At 62.9% G+C, this 20,220-nt stretch carries 16 protein-coding genes; 3 read left to right on the top strand and 13 right to left on the bottom strand.

The genetic code is table 11. The annotated features are described in order from the left end of the window. Positions 1-48: 48 nt before the first annotated feature. Complete coding sequence (locus ACZ5J0_RS01365; RefSeq protein WP_464093996.1) at positions 49-1,797, bottom strand: sigma-70 family RNA polymerase sigma factor; 1,749 nt, start codon at positions 1,795-1,797, stop codon at positions 49-51. 201 nt (positions 1,798-1,998) lie between these two features. Beyond that, positions 1,999-2,778, bottom strand: a complete 780-nt coding sequence (locus ACZ5J0_RS01360) for an SDR family NAD(P)-dependent oxidoreductase (RefSeq protein WP_464093995.1) — start codon at positions 2,776-2,778, stop codon at positions 1,999-2,001. Between the two features lie 58 nt (positions 2,779-2,836). Here ACZ5J0_RS01360 and ACZ5J0_RS01355 point away from each other — a divergent pair, with 58 nt between their 5' ends. Continuing rightward, positions 2,837-4,141, top strand: a complete 1,305-nt coding sequence (locus ACZ5J0_RS01355; RefSeq protein WP_464093994.1) for a BNR-4 repeat-containing protein — start codon at positions 2,837-2,839, stop codon at positions 4,139-4,141. Between the two features lie 26 nt (positions 4,142-4,167). Here the strand turns inward: ACZ5J0_RS01355 and ACZ5J0_RS01350 are convergent, their stop codons facing one another. From ACZ5J0_RS01350 to ACZ5J0_RS01320, 7 genes are all read right to left on the bottom strand, one after another. Further along, a complete protein-coding gene (locus tag ACZ5J0_RS01350; RefSeq protein WP_142937054.1) occupies positions 4,168-4,914 on the bottom strand; it encodes an NUDIX hydrolase in 747 nt (248 codons plus the stop codon). Next, positions 4,911-6,035, bottom strand: a complete 1,125-nt coding sequence (locus ACZ5J0_RS01345; RefSeq protein ID WP_464093993.1) for an AAA family ATPase — start codon at positions 6,033-6,035, stop codon at positions 4,911-4,913. Before ACZ5J0_RS01345 ends, ACZ5J0_RS01350 begins: the two co-directional genes overlap by 4 nt. Before the next feature lies 1 nt (position 6,036). Continuing rightward, the gene (gene pnuC / locus ACZ5J0_RS01340; protein WP_142937056.1) at positions 6,037-6,702 is read right to left on the bottom strand and encodes a nicotinamide riboside transporter PnuC; all 666 of its coding nucleotides are present in this window, start codon (positions 6,700-6,702) and stop codon (positions 6,037-6,039) included. Between the two features lie 162 nt (positions 6,703-6,864). Beyond that, on the bottom strand, positions 6,865-8,709 hold the full coding sequence (locus ACZ5J0_RS01335) for an IucA/IucC family protein (protein WP_464093992.1): 1,845 nt from the start codon (positions 8,707-8,709) through the stop codon (positions 6,865-6,867). Continuing rightward, complete coding sequence (locus ACZ5J0_RS01330) at positions 8,706-9,296, bottom strand: GNAT family N-acetyltransferase (protein WP_464093991.1); 591 nt, start codon at positions 9,294-9,296, stop codon at positions 8,706-8,708. The genes ACZ5J0_RS01335 and ACZ5J0_RS01330 overlap by 4 nt, the downstream gene beginning before the upstream one ends. Further along, positions 9,293-10,636: a lysine N(6)-hydroxylase/L-ornithine N(5)-oxygenase family protein gene (locus ACZ5J0_RS01325; RefSeq protein ID WP_464093990.1), complete on the bottom strand. Its 1,344-nt coding sequence runs from the start codon at positions 10,634-10,636 to the stop codon at positions 9,293-9,295. Before ACZ5J0_RS01325 ends, ACZ5J0_RS01330 begins: the two co-directional genes overlap by 4 nt. Continuing rightward, positions 10,633-12,195, bottom strand: coding sequence for a pyridoxal phosphate-dependent decarboxylase family protein (locus ACZ5J0_RS01320; protein ID WP_464093989.1), 1,563 nt, complete (start codon positions 12,193-12,195; stop codon positions 10,633-10,635). The genes ACZ5J0_RS01325 and ACZ5J0_RS01320 overlap by 4 nt, the downstream gene beginning before the upstream one ends. A 288-nt stretch (positions 12,196-12,483) precedes the next feature. Here ACZ5J0_RS01320 and ACZ5J0_RS01315 point away from each other — a divergent pair, with 288 nt between their 5' ends. Beyond that, entirely contained in the window at positions 12,484-12,855 is a 372-nt protein-coding gene (locus ACZ5J0_RS01315) for a hypothetical protein (protein WP_464093988.1), read from the top strand. A 93-nt stretch (positions 12,856-12,948) separates the two neighbouring features. On the opposite strand, the gene ACZ5J0_RS01310 is transcribed toward ACZ5J0_RS01315, so the two are convergent. Both ACZ5J0_RS01310 and ACZ5J0_RS01305 read right to left on the bottom strand, forming a co-directional pair. After that, positions 12,949-15,888 carry a DUF7507 domain-containing protein gene (locus ACZ5J0_RS01310; protein WP_464093987.1) on the bottom strand — a complete coding sequence of 980 codons (2,940 nt, stop codon included), beginning with the start codon at positions 15,886-15,888 and terminating at the stop codon, positions 12,949-12,951. A gap of 205 nt (positions 15,889-16,093) precedes the next feature. After that, complete coding sequence (locus tag ACZ5J0_RS01305; protein ID WP_464093986.1) at positions 16,094-17,713, bottom strand: sigma-70 family RNA polymerase sigma factor; 1,620 nt, start codon at positions 17,711-17,713, stop codon at positions 16,094-16,096. A gap of 118 nt (positions 17,714-17,831) precedes the next feature. Between ACZ5J0_RS01305 and ACZ5J0_RS01300 the strand changes: the two genes are divergently transcribed. Then, positions 17,832-18,410 (top strand): hypothetical protein, encoded by a 579-nt coding sequence (locus ACZ5J0_RS01300; RefSeq protein ID WP_464093985.1) that lies wholly within the window; start codon positions 17,832-17,834, stop codon positions 18,408-18,410. Between the two features lie 4 nt (positions 18,411-18,414). Here ACZ5J0_RS01300 and ACZ5J0_RS01295 read toward each other — a convergent pair whose 3' ends face one another. Both ACZ5J0_RS01295 and ACZ5J0_RS01290 read right to left on the bottom strand, forming a co-directional pair. After that, positions 18,415-18,771, bottom strand: a complete 357-nt coding sequence (locus ACZ5J0_RS01295) for a GNAT family N-acetyltransferase (protein ID WP_142937065.1) — start codon at positions 18,769-18,771, stop codon at positions 18,415-18,417. After that, entirely contained in the window at positions 18,768-20,123 is a 1,356-nt protein-coding gene (locus ACZ5J0_RS01290; protein ID WP_464093984.1) for an acyltransferase family protein, read from the bottom strand. The genes ACZ5J0_RS01295 and ACZ5J0_RS01290 overlap by 4 nt, the downstream gene beginning before the upstream one ends. Positions 20,124-20,220: the final 97 nt, after the last annotated feature.

Genomic DNA, 20,220 nt, shown 5'->3' with positions numbered 1-20,220 from the left:
GAATGAAGTGTCATAGTAACCCGATGGGCGCTAAGGGCCCTGGTCACGTCAGAAGGTGTTGGAAAAGGTCACCGTCCCTATGCCTGTGCCGCTGAATGAGTAGTCGAGCGTAGCCACCTCCGCCTCGTCCTGCTTGGACACTCCGAGCAGGAACGTCAGGTCATCCGGGTCCACGGCGGTGCTGGTGCAACGGAATTGCGTTGTGGCAGCAGCCTCCTTTAAACAGGTCCAGCCCGCCGGTTCAACGAGCTTGCCCGGGATCATGTCCGTGCCGGCGGAAATCGTAAAGACCACCTCGGCGGACGCGGGCACCGCCGTTTGGTCCTTGAGGCGGAAAGTGACAGTGACGTTGGTGTCCGACGCCGTTGTGCCCGGCTCAGCGGTGAACGTGGCCGTCACTGCAGGCAATGGAGCCGGCGTTTCGCTGGGGCCGGGGCTCGGCGTGGGGATGGGCGTTGGGCTTGTTGTCGGGTTCGGCGAAGGACTTACGGAAGGTGCCGGCGTGGGCTGCAGCGGCGGCAAGGTGGCAGGGTCCGAAGGTGCAATGGTAGGCAATGGCTGAAGCGCTGGCGGCAGAGTTTCACCCGGCGATGGCCACGGACTGGGTAAGGGGCCGGGGTCTGGTGTGGTGCTGGGCGGGAAGGGGTAGAAGGCCGGCTTCTCGGGGCTGCCTTGGGACGGATCGCTGAAGTCCGGAAATAGCGGATACTCCTCCGAAATGTCCTCAGCAACCGGTGGGATCAGCGGATTCGTGGGCTCACCCGGGGATGGCGATGCACCCGCAATCGGCGGCTCGGAGGTGGTGGCGCCCGCAACTCCCAGCGCCATGGCGGCACTCGCTGCCACTGCTGCCACCGCCAAGACGCCAGCGCCCACTTTCCAGGGCAGGGAAATTCCCCGGGGTTCCACCCCACGGATGACGGTGCCGCCTGGTGCCGCCCCAGTGCCACCGGCTCCCCCGCCTCCGCCTGCGAGCGCAGGGAACGCCGAGCTGAAGGCGACCCCTGCTACCAGCGGGAAGATCCATGCGCGCATGGCGGACTGAACGTCATTGAGGTCAAGGAGCAGTGCGGTGCATTTGGGGCAGTCTTCCAGATGTTCCTGCACCCGGGCTTGCTTGCGCCTGCTCAGTCCTTCGCGCGAGTACGCACCCAATTGCGTTGAGTATTCCTCGCAATCTTCCCCTGCCGATGTACTGATGTGGTTTTGGAGGTACGCCTGGCGCAGGCCCTCCCGCGCCCGGAGTGCGAGTGCGGACACTCCATTGGGCGTCAGGCCCAGGAGCGGCGAAGCGGCTGCAGGCTTCAACCCTTCAATGTCCACGTACCAAAGGACTTCCTGCCAGCGTTCCGGTAGGGACCGGAACGCCTGAGCCACCGCCGCCGATTCGAACGTCGCTACGGCGGGATCATCATGGGCATCCACGGTGTCCAAAATGTACGATTCGGATGTCGGGCTGGTACGGGTCGCGTCCCGGTTGACGCGGTGGGCCACACGCCGAACCGCGGTCAGCAGATAGGCGCGGAAAAAGGAATCGGGCCCCTTCCCGGCAGCCAGGGACTGATAGACCGAGGCAAACGCGTCCGCCACAACATCGTCAACATCAGCAAAATTGTCCAGCTGGGCGGCTGCCACGGTTCGAGCCATGGACTGATGCCGCGCATAGAGCGTCTCGAACGCGGCCGTGGTTCCTGCTCGGACAAGCAGCACCAGGTGTGCGTCGCTGTCCTCGACGGCGACCGTTCCGCCGTCGTGTCCTCCCTGCCTGGAGCCGTCCGTGGGAGCTGCCTCGTCCATGCGTTACCTGCTTCGGACACGGCATGGTTCGCGGGAAAGCGGGACGACTCGCGGGCCCCGTTTGCGGGACCACGCTGCTGTAGCCCCAGCGCAGCAGCCGCGCCCGGTGCCGCACTCCAGCATCAGCCTAAAGCCAGCCACCCCGTCAGGAAAGCAGCGGCAGGACAATTTTTGGGGCTTATGGTTCCAACGGCCGGCGAGCTAGGGTTCCAACGGCCGGCGAGGCGGGCCGGACGTGAGCTTCGCCGGGAGGACACGGGCGAAGAAGCTGACCACCTTGTACCGACGCGTCGGAATGGAGACTGCCTTGCCTTTGGCGTTGTCCTCCAGCCCTTCGCGCACTACGCGATCGGCTGTCAGCCATAGGAATCGGGGTGCAACGGATTTGTCCATGCCCATGCGATCGTGGAATTCGGTGTGGGTGAAACCGGGGCAAACGGCCGTGACCTGCACGCCGGATTTCGCGTAGGCGATGTTGGCCCACCGGCTGAAGGTCACTTGCCAGGCTTTGGCCGCCGAGTAGGTGCCCCTATTGGCGAACGCTGCCACACTGGCGACGTTAATGATCCGTCCCTTCCCCCGGGCCAGCATGACTTCCAATGCCGCGTGGCTCAGCTCCATGGGTGTCTGGACGTGGAGCCGCAGGTGCCGGCGTTCCTCGTCCAGCTCATTCCGTTCGAACGACTTCAACAGCCCGATTCCGGCATTGTTAACAAGGACATCCACAGGCCGTGAAGCGTCCCGCAAACGGTCTGCGACGGCTGAGACGCCGACGTCGGTGGTCAAGTCCGCGGAAAGGACCTCCGCCGAGATACTGAAGTCGCGTTCAAGTTCCTCGGCTGTTTCTTTGAGGCGCTGTTCATCCCGGGCGACCAGGATCAGGTGGTGTCCGGCTTCGGCAAGTTGGCGGGCGAATTCTGCACCGAGACCGGCGGTGGCCCCGGTTACCAAGGCTGTAAGTTCGTTGGCTCGAGTGGTCATGCGCCTAGACTAGTACCCACACCGGAATTGAAACGATGCAAAGCGGCAAAGGATTCCCATGGTCAACTCTTTCCCCCAAGAGCCACTTGTCCTCAACAACAACGGGGCGTGGTGTTGGTTCCAGGACGAGCGCGCACTGATCGACCCCGCAAACAACACCTTGCTGGTGGGCTCGGTCGCTGCACCTGAAGGACAGGGTGGTGCGGAACGTGGCGGCAACATTGAAGTTGCGGAGGTGAACCTTGCTACCGGTCAGAGCCGCGTCCACGTACTCCATGAAAGGTTGGAGTCCGATGACCACAACGCTCCCGCCCTCCTCATCCGGCCCGACGGCCACTATGTGGCGATGTATGCCAAGCACAAAACGGACAACTACTCCCGCTGGCGCGTCTCCACCAAGCCGCACGACGCTTCCCAGTGGGAACCGGAGCAGCAGTTCGATTGGACGGAACTCGCCGACGGTCGCGGCGCCACCTACTCCAACCTGCACGCTCTAAGCACCGAAGGCCGGGTCTACAATTTTGTCCGCGCCATCAACGACGACCCCACGCTGATGATTTCCGAGGACCACGGCAGCACCTGGAGCTACGGCGGCAAGCTCTTCACCCGCCCCAAAATCGGCTACGTCAACGGCTACACCCGCTATGCCGGCAACGGCACGGACCGGATCGACCTCATCACCACGGACCACCACCCACGCGACTACAACAACAGCATTTACCACGGCTACATCCAGGGCGATGCGCTCCACGACGCCGAGGGCAAGGTGGTCAGCAAGCCCGTGATCGGCTCAGCCGGGATCAACCAGACGGCCCTCACCACCGTTTTCGAAGCCGGGTTAACGCTCGACGGCGATGTCCTCACCCATGGCTGGACTACTGACCTTCGCCGGCAAGGCAAGGAACTCGCGGCGATCCTCACGTGCCGGGCCAACGACGTGAACGGTCCGCTGCAGCGGGAGCAAATGCTCGACGTCGACGATCACCGCCTGCTGTACGCCCGCTTTGATGGGTTGCGCTGGAAGCTGCATCCCCTCGCCGTCGCCGGTCCCGGCTTGCTACCGCACGAGCAGGACTACACCGGGCTGGGTGCTGTGGACCCGAACAACCTGGATCGCGTCTACATCTCCGCACCCGTGGACCCGCGAACCGGTGCAACCACTGCGCACTACGAGATCTACCGGGGCCGGACTTCCGATTCCGGCGCCAGCTGGACATGGGAAGCCATTACCGAGGGATCGGATGTGGACAACCTCCGGCCCATGGTCATTCCCGGCGATCCCTCGGTCCACGCAGTGTGCTGGTTCCGGGGATCAATGAGCTCGTCGCAGAGCTACTCCACGGAGGTATTGCTGCTTCTCTAACGCGCTACATGGGTTGTTGGGTTGGCCTAGTTCGTTGGGTTCGCCATGGGCGGATGGATGTGCCGGTCAGTGGCGGTGAACAGCGCTGCCGGGGCACCACCGGTAGCCGCCCTCGCCTTCCGGCCTGTGGCAGTCAAGTGGGGCATCATCTTTCGGGTGAAGTTTCCCGCCGGAAGGGTGGTGTCCCACACTGCGTCGTAGACGGTGCGAAGCTGCGTCAAGGTGAACTCATGCGGCAGCAGGCGGGCTGCGACCGTGGTGTATTCCATCTTGCCGGCCAGCCGCCGCAGACCGTCCTGCAGAATTTCGAGGTGATCGAAGGCCAGATCGTTGCTGCGCAGGACGTCGTGGACAGGGTGCCACGCAGCAGCTGCGGCGTCGGACCCTGCGGCAATCCCCGGCAGGACACTCCCGTCCGTCGCGAGCAGGGCCAGGTGGGCAACGGAAACAACTCGCATCCGCGGGTCCCTATCCGGGCTGGTGTACGTGGCCAACTGCTCGATGTGTACCGGCAACTTCCCAAGGTCCAGCCCCGTCTCTTCTACGAGCTCCCGTTGTGCCGCTTGTTCGGCAGACTCCTTAGGTCCGACGAAACCACCGGGCAGCGCCAGCGCATCCTTAAACGGATGCCCGCCCCTGCGAACCAGCGCCACGTTCAAAGCGCCCGCGGACACCGCGAAGACCACCAGATCTGCGGTGAGGGCCACGGAAGGGTAATCCCCGGGGTTATAGCTTTGGAGGAATTCCTTCGCGGACTGTGAATTCGCCGTCATGCCGATGCCCTTTCCAGAACGGATGGGGCCACAACGGTTCGGCTTGCCCACGGCGGTGAAGTGAATCCGCTCCGTTGCGCAAGGATGAGGTCAATCGTCTCGACGGCAGTCTTCACACGCCGATCATGGTCACCTGTGACCAGAATCCAGGAATGCCCCTCGTCGGTCAGGGTTTCCTTGAACCACTCGGTCATTTCTGCCCGCCGGTGCTCGCCTTCACGCCACCCGTCGTCTTCAAAGTCCACGCCCTCGTGATCGGTGATCAAGTACAGATCCCTGCGGGGCAGAACATCTGCCGCGTGGAAGGAGCCAAAGCTTCCTTCGCCGAGGTAGTACCGCTCCCACAGCGTGGTGGCCAGGGCATCGGTGTCTGCTATCACCAAGGGGCAGGCATCCGCTGCCGCGTTTTCCATCGCGTTCTGCCGTGCGCCAATCAAACTGAAGTCCTCGGCGGTCCACACCATGTCCTCTATACCGACGTCGGGCGTCTCCGAGCGGAGGCGGTGGAACTTCTCGTAGGTGAACTGACGGCCATACTCGGGGACGTCGGCAATCCGGGGGAATCTCGGCCGGTAATGTTCGGTCAGCGCGTTGGCCAAAGTGGTGGTGCCAGTGGACTCGGCGCCCACCACGATGATCCGCGTTGCCAGTTCCTGGCGGGCGGGAGCGATGATGTACGGCCATGAGGTGCCGAGGTCCTCCCTGCACATGGTGCCGCTGATCGGATAGGCCCGCCGGGACGGGTCCACCGGCACGTGCTCTGCTCCGAAAGCCGCAGCAAGGCGTGAACCGTATTCTTCGGAGCTGAAGACCGCGTCGATTGTTGTCACACCATGGCTCTTCAAGGCCAGCCGCATCAGCTCGTTCTGGGCAGTCCAAATTTCGTCCGAGTGGTAGTCCTCGGGGCAGTCATTGCGCATTCCGAAGATTTCCACTCCGTGGACGTCATCGAATTCAGCGGCCAGCCACCTGACCCGTTCATCAATAGTGATGGACTCAAAACGGCTGCCAAGTACCAGGACGGCAACCTTCCGGGACTGGGCCGCGGCGGTGGCTATCAAATGTGCGTGGCCCGCGTGCGGCGGGTAGAACTTGCCGATGACCAATGCTTGCTTGTACATCTCAGGCTCCTGCCTTGATGGCTTCGGGGGTGGCCGGCGTTGCAGCGCTTCGGGTGCGCTTCCAGTCGATGAGTCCATAAACGCAGAGAGCGAGAAACCCGAGGTAGAGGATGGCGGTCAACGTCAGGCCGCGGCTGAAGTAGAGCGGGATGGAGACCACATCGATGAAGATCCACACGTACCAGTGCTGGAAGATCTTTTTGGCCTGCCCGTAGGTGGCCACCAGGGATGCGGTCAGCACGAAAGCGTCCGGCCAGGGAACCTGGGAATCGGTTCCGTGGGTGAGGACCATCGCCACGGCTGCAGTGCCGGCTGCCGTGGCCCCGAGGCCGAGGAACAACTCATTGCGGCTCGCATCGCGGATGGGGAGGTCGTTCCGGCTCCCGGTGCCAGCCGTGCCGCGGATCCAGTTGTACCAACCGTAGACAGCGACGGCGGCGAAAATGACCTGCAGGACGGTTTCACCGTAAAGACCGGCTCCCAGGAACAGGATAATGAACGCGATGTTGTTCAGGATTCCGATGGGCCAGTTCCACAGCTTCTGCTTCGCGACTCCGTAGACGCAGGCGGCGCCGGTGACGAAACCAATAATCTCGATCCAGCTCACCGGAGTGCCGAAGAGGTTGGGGATTGCCGCGGAGTTCATCCAGTCGAGCAGCGCCATCATCGTCATCCTTCAGTTCGTTATTATCATTCTGACAATAATGACTGTAGCAGGGTTATCGTCACTTTGACAATAACCCCGTGGAGGGCGATGACGGCAGGGACCGCAGGAAGTGCCACAGCCCTGCGGTCCCCAAGCTTCCCCTAGGGCTTCCCCAGGGTCTGCCTAAGCAAACTTGGCCAGGGGGTTGGCCAGGCGACCGGCCATCTGGAGACCGCCGGAGGGATCGGAGATGTCCAGCATCTGCTGGTTGTTCCTCAATTGCAGGCGATTGAGGCAGGACAACTCAAAGTCCGGCGCAAAGAGATCGTGCATAGCGAACTGGTCAGCAAGCTCCGGGTGGCGCTGCTGGTACTCCCGCAGTACGGAGGCAGCGGTCCCCCAGAACTCGTCCTCCCGCAGCGTCCCGTCCTCCACAAGGATGGCTCCGAGGAAGCGGAAAATGCAGTCGAACACGTCCGTGAAGATGGCCAGGACCATTTCCTCGGCAGGGATCTCAGCCTTGACACGGGAGACCTCCTCCGGAAGCTCCAGCCTGTCCCCCATGACCACAATTTCCTCGGCGATGTCCTTCATGATCGCGCGCACAGGCACGCCGTTTTCTAGGATCAGGATGACGTTCTCACCGTGCGGCATGAAAGCGAGCTCGTACTCATAGAGGCAGTGGACCAGCGGCACGAGGTAGGCCTCGAAGTAGCGGCGAAGCCACTCGGTGGGCGCCAGGCCGGACCGGGAAATCAGTGCGGAAACCACGGAGTTTCCGGACGAATCCACGTGCAGCAGCGATGCCATGGTGGCCAACTGCTGGCCGTCCTCCAGCAGCGGCAGCGGACTTTCCCTCCACAGGGCAGAGAGCATCTTGCGGTAGGGCGAACCCTTGGCCGAAGCAGCCTCGTAGTAGCGGTTGTGATAGCCGATGGCCGCGGTTTCACGGATCATGGCCAAGCCCCGGTTCTGGAGCTCCTGGTCATTACCGATCAGTTCCTGCAACCAATCGTTGATGGCAGGCGTGGCCTTCATGTACTGCGGAGACAGGCCACGCATGAAGCCCATGTTCAGCACGGACATGGCCGTTTTGACGTACGCCTTCTCCGGGTGGTCGGTGTTGAAGAACGTGCGGATGGACTGCTGCGCCTGGTACGAATCTTCGCCGGTGCCCAGGTTCACGATGTGGCGCTGGGCGATTTCTGCCGCGAACGTCACTGTGAGCTTGTTGTCCCACTGCCACGGGTGGACCGGCATCAGCAGGTATTCCTCAGGATCAAGTCCGGACGCTGACAATTCCGCCTGGAACCACGCAAGGGTGGCGGGCCCAAGTTCAGCCTCGAAGTGGGTCCTGTAATCCAGCCCGGCGCTGGACGTGAAAACGGCCTTGCTGCGGTGGACAGCGATCCACTGCAGCTTCACGGTGGCACCGGTCTCCGGCGCGAACGCGTGGTAATCGGCAATCCCGAACCCCAGCCGGCCGTTGTTGGCCACGAAACAGGGGTGCCCCTCGGTCATGCTGTGCTCAATGGCTTGGAAGTCAGCGGCCCGGTCAGCCCCGCCGGTGATGCCCGCTGCCAACTCAGCTGAGCTGTACGGCTTGCCCTGCTTGTACGCGTGGCTTGCCAGCGTGCTGCTGATCTCCTCGAGGTATACCGGCAGCATCTCCATCCGGATAGCCAGTCCCTGATGGAACTCGGCGATGAAGTCCAAGGCATCCACAGGGAGCTCTTTGCCGTCCCGCAACCGAACGATGGATTCGGCGGTGACGGACCAGTGCTCCAATTGCAGCAGCTTGGCGCGGAAACGGTACTCAGTAGCGTCGTCATCGCTCACCACCTTGTAAAGCCCCACGCCGGCGCCCTCCTGGCGGATCAGCTCCGGGGCCAGGATGCGCTCGTGCGAGAACTCGGCGATCGCCTTTCGGACCAGGTGCCGGTTGGCGGCTGCCCAGCGTCCCGGGGTCAGGTGGGACACGGAATCAACAGCCGCAGTGGTGGTGGCGTTGTCGGCAGTGGTGGTCACAGGAATTCTCCTCTGGTCGCCGCGGCAGGCGCGGCCAAAATCGGGGTCAGGGTAGCGAGAAAATCCTCGCGGGTGCAGAAGCTCAGCAGCCCTTGCTTATGGTCTTCGGCGGGGTCGACGGCGGGAAGGGTCACCACGCCGTGCGGCCGGAAACCGACCTTCCCGTTCAGGACATGGATCTTGTGGTTGCGGGCGTCAGGCTCGACGACGACCCGCCGGGTCACCGGGTCGGCGAACAGTTCCGCCATCACGGACTGCATGACGCCGGTGGTAAAACCAGGCTGGGGATCGCCTGCGGGCGGTGACACCAGAAGGTGCATGCCAACATCACCGGGTTGGACCTCGTAGACGTCTGCCAGCGGCGAGGACTCCGGCCGGTACCGCTCCATGAGGAAGGCGGGGACGCCGTCGTCGAGCCCCAAAAAGGCTTGGTGATGGCCCGATTCGGCAATCTTGGAGTACTCCTCCACAACATCCTGCTCGGTGGCCGAAACCATGCCCCAGAATCGCGCGTATGCCTGACTCACCCAGCTGTGGAGGACAGGTGCGTCCGCTACGGGATCGACGGGCCGGAAGGTGAAGCTCATACTGTTGCCCCCGCTGCCTCAGCGACGTTGGCAGGCACGGCAGCAGGCGCGCCGAACTGCTGGAACGCGATGCTGCGCTCGATCGGGTAGACCTCACGGCCGGTGATCTCGCGCAGGATGCAGGAGTTCCGGTACGCAGCCATGCCGAGGTCCGGGGTGACGAAGCCGTGGGTGTGCAGCTCGGCGTTCTGGACGAAGATTTCGCCAGCCTCCACACCGGTGCCGTAGTTCCGATCGACGTCGAAACGGCCCTTGGAGTCGCGGCGGATCCGGTCCTGGATACCGGCCAGGAAGGCGGGCTCCTTGTAGCTGTACCCGGTGGCGAGGACCACGGCTTCGGACTCCAGGCTGTAGCTCTTCCCGTGCTCCTCGTGGTGCAGCTGGAGCGTGTGGGTGCCCGTGGCAGCGTCCCACTCCGCGGCGGTGAGCGACGAGTGCGTGTGCAGCTGCGTGTCCACCATTCCGGAGAGGCTCTTGGTGTACAGGAGATCGTAGATGTCGTCGATCAGGTCCGAGTTGATGCCCTTGTAGAGGTTCTTCTGGCTCTTGATCAGGGAATCGCGCTGCTCCCCCGGGAGCGAGTGGAAGTAGTCAACGTACTCCGGCGAGGTCATCTCCAGGGTGAGCTTGGTGTACTCCAGCGGGAAGAAACGGCCCGAGCGCGTGACCCAGTTGAGCTGGTAGCCATACACATCGATTTCCTGAAGCAACTCGTAGTACAGCTCCGCGGCGCTCTGTCCACTTCCCACGATGGTGATGCTGCGCTTGGACTGCAGCTCACTCTTCCTCGACAGGTAATCGGCGTTGTGGAGGACAAGTCCTCCGGCGTCCACAATTCCTGCACAAGAATCCGGAACATACGGCGAGGTGCCGGTGCCCAGGACCAGCTTGCGGGCGCGAAGCACCTCATCCCCCTCCGGACCCTGCACCGAGAGCCGGTACACGCCGTCGTCGTACGTCACATCAAGCACATCCGTGCTAAAACGAACCGACTCAAGCTGGCCAGCCACCCACTGACAGTACTGGTTGTACTCGGCGCGCAACGGGTAGAAGTTCTCGCGGATATAGAAACGGTAGAGGCGGCCTGTCTGCTTCAGGAAGTTCAAGAAGGAGAACGGCGACGTCGGATCGGCGAGCGTCACGAGGTCCGCCATGAACGGAACCTGCAGGTGCGCCGGCTCCAGCATCATGCCGGGGTGCCAGTCGAAGGACTCACGGCGGTCCAGGAACACGCAGTCGAGGTTCTCCACAGGCTCGCTCAGTGCGGCCAGGCCCAGGTTGAAAGGCCCGACGCCGATCCCTGCGACGTCGTAGATCTTGCCGTTGTCTTGGGTGCTCACGCTGCAGCCTCCGTGGTGTTCGCCAGCAGCTCGCTGCCCGTCCGGCGGATAAGTTCGATGATTTCCTGGATGTCCCTCAGGCTCGCCTCGGCGTTGAGGAGGGTGAACTTGAGGTAGTGGCGGCCAGCCACCTTGGTGCCGGCAACTACGGCCTCCCCGGAGGCGAAGATCGCGGCGCGAATGGCGGGGTTGAGGACGTCCGCGGCGTCGTCGTCGAGGGCTGCACCGTCCACCATCGGGCGGTAGCGGAATACCAAAGTGCTCAACTGCGGTGCGGCGGCGAGCTCAAACTCGGCGTCCTCAGCCAGCAAGGTCCCTACCCGGGCGGCGAGGTCGATCGCTTCGTCGAAGAGTGCACCGATTGCATCGGCCCCCATGATCCGCAAGGTCAACCACAGCTTAAGGGCATCGAAGCGGCGGGTGGTCTGAATGCTCTTGTCCACCTGGTTGGGGATTTCGGCCTTCGCCGCGCTCTCTGGGTTCAGGTAGTCCGCATAGTAGGTGACATGGCCCATCATGGAGCCGTTGCGGACCAGGACTGCGCTGGAGCTGACCGGCTGGAAGAAAGTCTTGTGGAAGTCCACGGTGACAGAATCCGCCAGGTGAATCCCCTTCAGGAGGTGCCGGTGACGGCCGGACACGATGAGGCCGCCACCATATGCGCCGTCAACGTGGAGCCAGGAATCGTAGGCACGGACCAGTGCCGCCAGCTCGGAGAGCGGGTCAACCGAACCGAAGTCCGTGGTCCCGGCAGTGGCCACAACCGCCATCGGCACCAGACCGGCGTCGTGCGCTTCTGCCAAAGCAGCCGCGAGTGCAGCGGGGTCCATGCGGTGGTCTTCGGTGGTGGGCACGGCAATCACGGCGTCGAAGCCGAGGCCCAACATGGACGCGGACTTCTGGATGCTGAAGTGGCTGTCCGCGGACGTGAAAATCCGGAGCCGGTCCAGCAGGTGCGGCAGGCGGGCGTCCCCATTCGTCGCCCGCAGCTTGGCGACCGCGTGGTTGCGGGCAATCAGCAGCGCCTGGAAGTTGGACTGGCTGCCGCCGGAGGTGAACACGCCATCAGCGTCGGCATCGAAACCAATGCGCTCCGCGGTCCAATCGATGAGGCGGCGCTCGATCATGGTTGCACCCGCGCTCTGATCCCAGGTGTCCATGGACGAGTTCACGGCCGAGAGCACGGCTTCACCTACCAGCGCGGGGATGACCACCGGGCAGTTCAGGTGTGCGGCGTAGCGGGAATCGTGGAAGTAGATGGCGTCCTTGAGGTAGAGATCGTCCAGCTCTTCCAGGGCAGCGGCCGTGTCCGGCAGCGGTCGCTCCAGGTCCACGGCACCAACTTTGGCTTTCAGTTCTGCATGCCCGACGCCGGTAAACGGCTGGGAGGTCCGCTGGACCTTGGTGGAGACCGCATTGACCCCTTGGAGGACCTGAGCGACGTAACTGGGTGAATTTCGTGCGTTGAACAGCTGGTTTGTGGCAGCGAGGGCCAGTTCCACTTTGGAGCCAAAATCCTGCTCCTGAGCGATCCGCTCTTCGACACTAGGTGACGTCACGTCAGCTTCCTTCCATTGCGTTGGGGCGCTTGTTAGCAAGGTAAGCCTTACTTAGGTAAGCCTTTCCGTCAAACTTTTGTGACCTATTTCGCCTAGAAGGCGGTTTCTCGCGTTTTTCCCGCCCGGGACCGCGTCATTGACTTTCCATCCAGCGACATTGGGTGCAAAATGTGGCTCGCTTTTCGGCCACCCGAAACGTCCACAGCCACCAGCAGCTGCCACCTGCGGCTCGCATCGGGCAGGGAGTAGAGTGCAAGGACTATCGGCAACAAGCGGTTGGGGGACCTCATGCAAGACCACGTTCACGAACGCATCGGTTTCCGCGAAATCGACGAGCACGGCAACGCCATGCCCGCCGTCAGCCCTGACGCGCCTGACCCCGCAGACCCCGCGCAGAAACGCGCTTCGCCCAACCCCTTCATCATTGCGCTGTGGGTGCTGGATGCAGGGCTGTTGGGCTTCGGGTTCTGGGCCTTGACCGAAGCAGCGGCAGCGATGGCAGGACCAACACAGTTCAACACATCGGCGCAGCTCAGCTTCATGCTGATGTCCTACACCCCGTACGTACTCCTGGGCGGCCTGCTGCTGGCCGCCGCCCTGCTCTTCTGGCACGCAGTGCAGTGGCAACGTAAGAGACCCTCACCAACAAACTCCGTATAACCGACACAGCACGCAGCTACCGGGGATTGGTCCCGGCCGCCGCGCACTTCATGCACTGCGCCCTGTGCCCTATGCCTATGCCTATGCCTATGCCTATGCCTTGGAACGCTTGCGGCGTCCACCCAGGAACATGAAAAGCCCCAACCCGGTAACCAGCAGGCTGATGGGTAGCACCGTGAGGACAGCCCCCGTGCTGGCCAGGAATCCCTCAGGCTGGCCAGGGACATCCGAAGTCCCGGGGGCATTGGCGGCTCCCGCAGGAGTGGTTGCCGGTTCCGGGTCATCCCCGGCCCCGAACGTACCCGATGGAGGATGCTTACCCGATCCCGGATTGGTACCCGCCGCAGGAGACGTACCCTCCGGGGGCGCCGCCCCATCCGGGGAGACCGGAGGAAAAGTCACAGTAACCCGCGCTGGTGGAGTGATCACCGGGAGTTCCCGCGGAGGCGTACCAGTTGCCGTGGCCGAATAGGTGACGTTTCCGGAGTTGGTATCGGCCTGGGTGACCGCATAACGTGCCGTAGCGGTGACAGTTTCACCGGGTAACAGGGTTCCTGCGGCACCGGGCCAGGCGTAGTCCAGATCCGTGAGACCCTGCATCTGATGGGCCACTGCCACAGCCGTCAGTGGCGCACTCCCGGCGTTGTGCAGCGTGAACCTGTACACGATCATCTCGCCCACCCGCGTCGGGTCTCCCAGCGCGGAAGCGTCCCCGGTTATCCCGAACTCCAACGTCGAGATGGTGTTCAGCGTAGTGCCTGTTTCACTCTGCGGCGGCGTGACGGAAGGGCCCACGGGAGGAGTACCCGTGGCGGACGCGCTGCTGACCACGCGGCCGGCGTCGATATCCGCCTGAGTGAGCGTATACGTTGCCGCGGCCGTCACGGATTGGCCGGGGAGAATCACGCCCGGAGTACCCGGCCAGTTGTAGTCCAAGGAGGAAAGGCCAACCAGCGGAGCATCGATCTCCACGTCCTTGAGCGTGACGTTGCCGCTATTGGTCGAGGTGAAGGTGTAGGCGATGACATCGCCCACTTTCGACACCTCAGCATCGGGTTTCCTTGAAGACCCGGTGAACTGCATGGCCGGCGCCATCACCAAGGGAGTGTCTGCAACGCCGGTATGTGGAGTGACAGGCGGACCCGCGGGAGGGTTCCCGGTAGCCCAAGCACTGTTGGCGACGTGGCCGGCGTCGATGTCGGCTTGGGTAATGGCATACGATGCGGTCGCTACCAGCAGCTGGCCGGGAAGAAGCTCCCCCGGAATGCCTGGCCAGTTGTAGGCCATGGCAGAAAGGACAGGCTTCGAATCGTTGATCACTACGTCGGTCAGTGTGACGTTTCCCGTATTCCTTACCGTCAACGAGTACCCGATCCGGTCCCCCACCACTGCAGGAGACCGGACGGCGGAAGCGTCGGCCAGGACAGTGACCTCCATGTCCGGCGCCGAGTCGGCCGTGGTGGTCACCACACAGCTGATGTCGGCACCGGCGACGGGAACGATGGCAAGCCAACCGGGGAAGGCCGCGCCGTTGGGTAGGTCCGGCTGCAGTCCGTGGGCGTCGGCACAAGTGATGTTCTTGTCATAGCCGGACAGGTTTGTGCCCGATTGAGTGAGGTAATACGTGGCGCCCGCTGCGGCAACGTACTGGCCAGTGGTGCCGGAACCCGCAGTGACCGTGGCACCGGACCCCGTGGTGGTGGAGTTCACGCTACTGCCCACCACCGGCCCATCGGCCGAGCCTGCCCGGATTTCAGTGGTGAACTGGTCCGAATTCTGCAGGCGTGTCGCATTCAGAGCCGTGCTCATTTCCAGGCGCGGGGCGCGCACGGTCAGGGCAGCGTTCGCTGGCGGGACCAGGTTGGTGGCCATAGAGGCAGGACCGTCAGCGTACGTTCCCTCTACAGCAGCGGTGACGTCCACCGTGATGGTGCACGACGACATGCCCGGCGCCATATCACCGCCGGTCACGGAAATCGAGGGACTTCCGGCCGCCGCAGTCCTCAGCATCGGGCTGGTCCCTGGCGACTGTTCACACGTCCCGCCGAGGTTGGGGGTAGCGGCCACCACAACTCCGGCGGGGAGGGTGTCCGTGAAGAACCAGTCATTCTTCGCTGCCAGTTCATCGGTGTTGGTGACCGTCAGGGTCATTCGGGACGTACCGCCAGGACCCACCAGGGAAGGATTGAAGGCTTTGTCCAGCTGCGGTGTGACGTCCACAATCTGCGGGAGGTCGAACGCCACATCATTGCCGGCTCCGGTAGTGGTCTCATTCCGGAGTTCCAGACCAAGGGTGGGGTTGATGGTGCCAGCCGGGATTCGGTAGGGAACGGATTGCAGTTTGGTGACGTGAACGCTGGCCTGGGTGCTGCTGCCACACGGATCAAGCCCGGCGCTGAGGACTTGCCGCGTCCCATTGACGAGGAGGCTGAAGGTCTGGCTGGCGTGTGCTGCATGGCAGTTCACGTGGGCGAAGTATGCGGACACAGCGTAGTAGTGGCCCGCTATTGCCGGGACAGCGTTCCCCTCTGTACGGAACTGCACACCGGCCGCGATGCTTCCGGCGGCACTGTTGGTGTACTCGGACAACACCTGATTTCCGGCAGCTTGCTCCGCGCTCTGCCCCTGTGCCAAGCCGAGCTCTACGGCCATCTGCTGGACCTGCGCCCAACCGGCCGGCTGGTTCCTGAGGCAACCGGAGTCAGCCGTGGGCAACGGAGTAAAGGAGTTCAGAATCCAGCCGTCGCATTCGCCGCCCGCCGGCGTGTAAGGCGTGTCAGCTACATAGCTTTCATGGGCTGCTGCTGGACCGCCCTGATAGTCCAGGATGCCGATGGCCCCGGCCGTGGCGTCCTGGTTGGAGAAGTCCTCAACGTAGACAGTAGTGCCTGCCTGGGCCACGCCAGGTGTTCCAGGTGCCGTGGCCCAGGCAGCCTGCACTAAGGCTCCGCCCAACCCTAGCGACATCACTGCCGTCATCAAAGCCGAAGCGATCATGCCCGCAAGAAGCTTGCGTGGACGTACGTCCTTCATGGGTTTTCCTCAGTGCGCTCAACCAGATGTTCTTGTCGTTGAAAAATCAATGCATCCAACGGGGGCACCGAAAACACAGGAGACCCGAACTTAAGGTGAGGGCAGCGGCCGAATCATGACGCGGAAATCCGAAAAACTTTTTGGGAATCCATCATTTGCCGCGCCAAGGACGATCCGTCAAGCACAAGCAGTGGGCACAAGTTGCCTAGTGGTAGGCGTTGGCGAAGGACTTGTTGGCAATGCCTCGGCCGCCAAACTGGTAATTGAGCATCCCTCCGCGGGCAGCATCCGGCAGGGCGACGCCAAGCCGGAACGCAAGATCGTGAGCGGCCATTGAGGTCGTGACGCAACGGACTTGACGGGGTTGGGAAGCCGTTCCGGCGCACGTCCACCCAGTGGGAGCAGCAGTCCTGTCCGCCACGAAAGTCGCCTGGTCCGGGAGGGTAAAGACCACTTCTCCCGTTGTGGGCGACCCCTCGCCGTCCACCGCGAACTCCACACGGAGCTCCCGTTCCCCGGAACCGGAGCCGGCAGCTGAGGCGAACGTCGCATCGACCGTTTGCGTTTCAGGTGCCGTAGGGCTGGAAGCCGCGGGCGCCGCCGTCGACGACACCGTCCCGGAGTCCACCACCACGGCACTGCGCTTCCCCTCCGCTGGCTGAGTCTCGACGGCGGTGGGTTGCGGCTCGGCGGTCACGGGCGTCTCTGCCGCGGGAACCTGGGCAAGACCCGGTGGCGCCCCGGTAGCCTCGACACCCGGCGTTGGGGGTGGCGAAGGCGTTGTAGTTGGCGAGGGTGTTGCTGCTGGAGCTGACGTAGCGTGGACCGGAGGGACTTTCGCACCACCGTCCCCAGCAGCATCGGACTCGGTGGCGGCAGTGGGTTGAAGCAACCATCCGAGGACTCCCACCAGCGCCAGTACTCCCACCACGATCGCCGCCGCTATCTTCCACACGTGGCTGACGCTGCGCGCCGCGATGGTCCCTGGGGTTATGGCTGCTGATCCAAGCGACGCATACGCGGCCGGACTGAAGGCGATGCCCGTCACCAAGGGGAACAGGATGGCCCTCATGCCGCCTTGGACGTCGTTAAGTTCCATCAGCAGGGCAGTGCACTTGGCACAGCCGTCCAGGTGAATCCTGACTCTCTCCGCAGAGGTGCGTCTCAGGGCGTTGCGGGCGTACTTTCCCAATTGGCTGGCGTACTCCTCGCAGCCGTCATCCATCGTCTGGCTGATGTGCTGCTGGAGGTAGGCCTGACGCAGTCCTTCCCTCGCCCGGAGGGCCAACGACGAGACGCCATTGGGAGTGAGCCCCACCAGCGGAGCCGCCGCGGCCGGCTTCAGGCCTTCAATGTCCAGGTGCCAGAGTACGGCCTGCCAGCGTTCGGGCAAGGACTTGAACGCCCTGGCCATGATGCTGGACTCGAGGTCGTTGAGGACGGGGTCGCTGTCCAATACAGCGGAATCCAGGACGGCGTCGTCGGCAGCAGTCGGCATTCGTCGGGCCTTGCGGTTCCGGTCGTGAGCCGTGCGGCGCACCACGGTCAAAAGGTAGGAACGGAAGAACTCCTTGGGCCCCTTGCCTTCGGTCAGCAACTGGAAGACTGTGGCAAATGACTCAGCAACAACATCGTCGGCGTCACTGGGATTGTCGGTCTGGGCACGAGCCACATATTGGGCAATCTTCAGGTGCCGCTCATAGAGGACGTCGAAGGCATTCGTAACCCCCTGACGCACCATGGAAATGATGTGGGGATCGCTTTCAGCGGCCATTGCGAGGGCTGAGGAGTCCCCGCCGCCCTTTACCGAAGTTACATGATCCATAAGCAGTAGTGTGACATCAGATTCCGCGTGACTTGAATCGCGCTCGTCATACCTGTAGAGAACTCATGTTTTTGCATTTTTCGCGTCACGATTCCGTACTTGGCAGCACTAGTGAGTCATGACCTTCCCAACCGCCGCACTGAGCCGAGGAAAAACCGGCGTCCGGCGCCCCCTCCTGAAGTTGACGCGCGCACTCCACCAAAAGGCCCACCGGCGTCAGGGGGCCGTGGTTCGGGGATTGCCGCACTGCCGCTCCGGACTGCTTGCCCGCAAGAAGAACGCGGGACATGTCGCCTTGGTCTACGGCGCGGACAGGACTTGGGCCATTCCGGGCGATACTGTCATTTTCACGGCATGGATCACCAACGACTCGGGCAGTTACCTGCGGGACATCGCCTTGATACCGCGTTCCTTCACCAACGAGGGCATGGAGGTACTCCACTACACCACTGAACCTGTCCAGCGGGATCTTGAAATCAGCCGCCTGGCCCCTGGCCAATCAGTGATGCGGAGCTTCTCCTACCTGGTCACGGACTCCGATCACCTGCACGGCGGAAGCCTGGTCAGTGCAATGCAGGTCCGGGCCACGTGTCGGGGACAGCTCATCGCCGATGAGCATGACGCCTTGGTCTCCCTCAGCGGAACACCACCGATCTGGCCGTTCCAGACCACCACGGTCCAACGCAAAAAGAGCTGAACGTCTACTCGTTGTTCGGTTGGCCCACAGGCTTCTCAGCAGGCCAATCAACGTCCTGTTCGTAGCCCTCGTGCTTCTTCAAGTACGCGGCAATGTAAGGGCAATGCGGGATGATCCGCTTTCCGGACGCCACCACATCATCCAACGCAAAGTGCGCCAGTACTTTCGCCAGGCCCTGGCCGTTGAACCCCGGCTTCGTCTCAGTGTGAATGAAATCAATATGACCGGGCTTGTCCATGAACTGGGAAATCACGGCCAACTCTCCGTCCACATGTAGCTCATAGCGGTGAAATTTGTCGTTGCGCACTGTGGTGACGCCAGGGCGGAACGACTCTGCCAGTGAATCCGTGTACTCGGTCATGTTTCGAGATTGGCACGTAAATCCGGCTCTGGCAACGTCCGCAACCGCTCCACGGATACTTCCGCGTCCTCCCGCAGCGGCGGTTGCACCACCGGCGTCGGAACCCTTCCGAGAAGAAGGACGGCAAGGGCGAAGCAGGCCGCTCCCCCGCCCAACAGTGCCAGCGTCAAACCGTTCAAGGCGGCATCAGCCACCGGGACTAAAACCACGACGCCGGCCGTCACCACAGCGGAACGCAACGGACCGCGAGCGTGGCTGGCCGCCGTCGGACGGTTCTCCAAGCGACCAAGAAGCCACACCACGGGAACCAACAGGGCTACTACCGCGAAAAAGACGGGTATTCGCGCCCACCACCACTCTGCGGTCCCGGCCGACGGCTTGGGAACATCCGTGAGCAGCAGCAACCCGGACATGCCCACCAGGAGCGGAAGATGCCACAGATAGATGGTCATGGAGTGCCGTCCTGCAACGGCTATGACTGCCTGGATCCAATGGAAGCCGGCGATCGCCCGAAGACCGTGGTGCAGCAACTGGAGTATTGCGGCTTGGGAAATGCCCAAGAGGAGCAGGCAGAAATTGGGCGGGTTCAGGTTAACCACCATGTTCCCCGGGTACACGGCCACACCGGTCACCACGCCGAGCAAGAGGTTGCTGGAGACGATGGCCCCAACCAGCCAGGTGCGGCTCCTGTGCTCGAAGAAGCCGTCAGCCATCAGAAAGCCCAGGTGTTGGACGGCGCACCAGAGGAAGATCATGTTCGCGAACGCCAGGACGGGAATGGCGCCGCGAAGGGAATCGACTGTAATGATCAGGGCCACCAGGGCGGCGAATGTCAGAAGTGGCGCGCGTTCGTGAAATCGGGCCATCAGGGGAATGCTGAGTTGCGCTGTGAGGTAGGCCGCCAGGAACCAGAGCGGCATGGCGGCGCCGGCGGTCATTAACTGGATGACCTGCGGGTGGACACCCAGCAGCAGCGCGATCCACAGCCCTCCCCACATGATCGCCAGCAAAGCCATGGCCGGACGCACCAAGCGCAGGAGCCGCACCTGGGCGAAGTCGAATCCAGTCCCGCCAAGCGCCTTCAGCCGACGCCATGATTGCAGACCTGTCACACCGCCCAGGACGAAGAACAACGGCACGATCATGAGGCCCCAAGCCACAGGGGTGAACCAACCCTGCTCCATCAGCACGTTAACGGTAGTGACCGTCCCGTCCTTGTGCAGGACCGGGCTGACCATCATGCAGTGCGCGGCCACCACCAGGAGCAGGCAGGTGAACCGGACAAGGTCGATCACCGGGTCCCGTTGCACAGCCGTCGCCTTGCCGGCGGTAGGATTCGCATCCATCTCCATGGCTCCCCTGCAGTGGCACGCATTTGCGTGCTGACTTCATTGTCCGCCCGGCTGAGGTACGGGACCAGCAGGCGGGGCGCCTGTCCCTTCCGGAATA

The sequence above is a fragment of the Arthrobacter sp. DualSoilB13 genome (genome assembly GCF_055389195.1).
The sequence above is the reverse complement of the archived record's forward strand: the minus strand, read 5'-3'. Positions and strand labels throughout refer to the sequence as shown.

Coding starts and splice junctions, on each gene's coding strand:
- ACZ5J0_RS01365 (WP_464093996.1), bottom strand. CDS start 1,797: ATGGACGAGGCAGCTCCCACGGACGGCTCCAGGCAGGGAGGACACGAC.
- ACZ5J0_RS01360 (WP_464093995.1), bottom strand. CDS start 2,778: ATGACCACTCGAGCCAACGAACTTACAGCCTTGGTAACCGGGGCCACC.
- ACZ5J0_RS01355 (WP_464093994.1), top strand. CDS start 2,837: ATGGTCAACTCTTTCCCCCAAGAGCCACTTGTCCTCAACAACAACGGG.
- ACZ5J0_RS01350 (WP_142937054.1), bottom strand. CDS start 4,914: ATGACGGCGAATTCACAGTCCGCGAAGGAATTCCTCCAAAGCTATAAC.
- ACZ5J0_RS01345 (WP_464093993.1), bottom strand. CDS start 6,035: ATGTACAAGCAAGCATTGGTCATCGGCAAGTTCTACCCGCCGCACGCG.
- pnuC (WP_142937056.1), bottom strand. CDS start 6,702: ATGATGGCGCTGCTCGACTGGATGAACTCCGCGGCAATCCCCAACCTC.
- ACZ5J0_RS01330 (WP_464093991.1), bottom strand. CDS start 9,296: ATGAGCTTCACCTTCCGGCCCGTCGATCCCGTAGCGGACGCACCTGTC.
- ACZ5J0_RS01315 (WP_464093988.1), top strand. CDS start 12,484: ATGCAAGACCACGTTCACGAACGCATCGGTTTCCGCGAAATCGACGAG.
- ACZ5J0_RS01310 (WP_464093987.1), bottom strand. CDS start 15,888: ATGAAGGACGTACGTCCACGCAAGCTTCTTGCGGGCATGATCGCTTCG.
- ACZ5J0_RS01305 (WP_464093986.1), bottom strand. CDS start 17,713: ATGGATCATGTAACTTCGGTAAAGGGCGGCGGGGACTCCTCAGCCCTC.
- ACZ5J0_RS01300 (WP_464093985.1), top strand. CDS start 17,832: ATGACCTTCCCAACCGCCGCACTGAGCCGAGGAAAAACCGGCGTCCGG.
- ACZ5J0_RS01295 (WP_142937065.1), bottom strand. CDS start 18,771: ATGACCGAGTACACGGATTCACTGGCAGAGTCGTTCCGCCCTGGCGTC.
- ACZ5J0_RS01290 (WP_464093984.1), bottom strand. CDS start 20,123: ATGGAGATGGATGCGAATCCTACCGCCGGCAAGGCGACGGCTGTGCAA.